Origin of the sequence: Arenibacter echinorum, from assembly GCF_003259375.1 — a bacterium.
Taxonomy (GTDB): Bacteria; Bacteroidota; Bacteroidia; order Flavobacteriales; family Flavobacteriaceae; genus Arenibacter; species Arenibacter echinorum.
The window spans coordinates 1-1,452 of the sequence record NZ_QLLN01000023.1 but is presented as its reverse complement, the minus strand read 5'-3'; the positions used below and the strand labels follow the sequence as shown (position 1 = coordinate 1,452).

The following is a 1,452-nucleotide window of genomic DNA, read 5'->3' as shown; positions in this document are numbered from 1 at the left end:
TTTTTCGAATAAACTGACTTTAAAAAGACAAGAAAATGGATAAAGAAGAAATGATACTCGTATTGATTGAAAAACAAGAAAATACTATACGAGACTTGATCAAGGAGCTGTCAGATTTGAGGGGCCGATTGGCGAGTTTACCCTCTGTAGAATCAGACCATGATAATTTTCCAATTGAAGCTCCAATTGAAGGGCACAGCTTCCAGATTAGAACGAATAGAAACGTTGCTGATTCAATTCAATATGTTTCTTGAAGAAAAAACAAATTCAAAACGATCTTATAGGGTTTCTGCAGTTCATCATTTGGGAAACACTTCTGTTCTTGATATTTACTCCTCAGAACCATCCATCAACGAGGAAGATATATTCTGGTTAGGTTACTTATCTGCTTTAGACAAGTAACCTCTGTCTTAATCTTCCTCAAAAAGATTTGATATTTCCCCCTTGGAAAATCTCAAATCTAAAAAACCGAAAATCTATTGGATGTTCGGTTTTTTTCGACAACATTTGTTCCATGTTGTAGCACACTATAACCCTAAAGGGTTGTGTGCTCCTAGCGGAGGGCTATGATTGCCTTTTGCAATCATCAAAAAAAAGCATATGGCACAAGCTTCTATTCACTTCGAGCCGGTTAAGCCCGGCAGCGAAGTCCACAATTACCGCCTCAAATCTTTCGATTATGTGCGGAAAGATCTTTCCCATCTTAACGAAAGTTGGGCAAGCTCTACAATCCCCGAAATAAGAGCTGATGTAAATACCAGGTATCTCAAATCTGTTGGCCAGAAAATGCAGAAAAAAGCGACTCCAATTAGGGAAGCTGTAGTTAACATTAATGAAAATCATACCCTTAAAGACCTTCAAAAATTGTCTAAGGCTTTGGAAGACCGATTTGGAATTAGAACCTTCCAAATCCATATTCACAAAGATGAAGGGCATCAGAAGTCAAAGAAGGAATGGAAACGTAATCTACACGCTCACCTAGTATGTGACTGGACTGACAAGGTTACAGGGAAGTCCCTAAAGCTGAATCAAAAAGATATGATAGAGATGCAAGACTTAACAGCCCAAATAATGGGTATGGAAAGAGGTGTCAGCTCTGATAAAAAACGACTCAGTTCTATACAATTCAAGATTGAAAAGGAGTGGGAGAAGCTTGAGCAGGTCCTGGTAAACATCAACAACCTGGAGGTTCAGGCCAGACAACTCTCCAGTCAGAAAAAAATCAACGAGGAAGAGCTAAAAGAAATCCAAAACGATTTGAGCCGATTTAAGGCCATTAGAAGAGACTTTGACAAGCTTAGCGACAAATATATCGTCAAAAACTTTTTAGGCCTCATAGACGCCTCAAAAACGGCTGAAAACATAAAAGTATTAGCTTTGAATAATCGGGATTTGGAAAAAGAGGTAAAATCATGGAAAGAAGCTTTTGGGCGAGAGCGCAAACAGAAAAGT

General features: G+C 38.6%; 1 protein-coding gene and 1 pseudogene. Both read left to right on the top strand.

Going from position 1 to position 1,452, the window contains the following annotated elements:
- Positions 1-35: 35 nt before the first annotated feature.
- Positions 36-254: a hypothetical protein gene (locus LV92_RS21690; protein ID WP_111625675.1), complete on the top strand. Its 219-nt coding sequence runs from the start codon at positions 36-38 to the stop codon at positions 252-254.
- Positions 255-600: 346 nt separating this feature from the next.
- A pseudogene (locus LV92_RS21685) lies at positions 601-1,452 on the top strand (hypothetical protein); the annotation flags it as partial.

What these genes read in the sequence shown, in the direction of transcription:
- LV92_RS21690 (WP_111625675.1), top strand. Translation starts at nt 36, where the DNA reads ATGGATAAAGAAGAAATGATACTCGTATTGATTGAAAAACAAGAAAAT.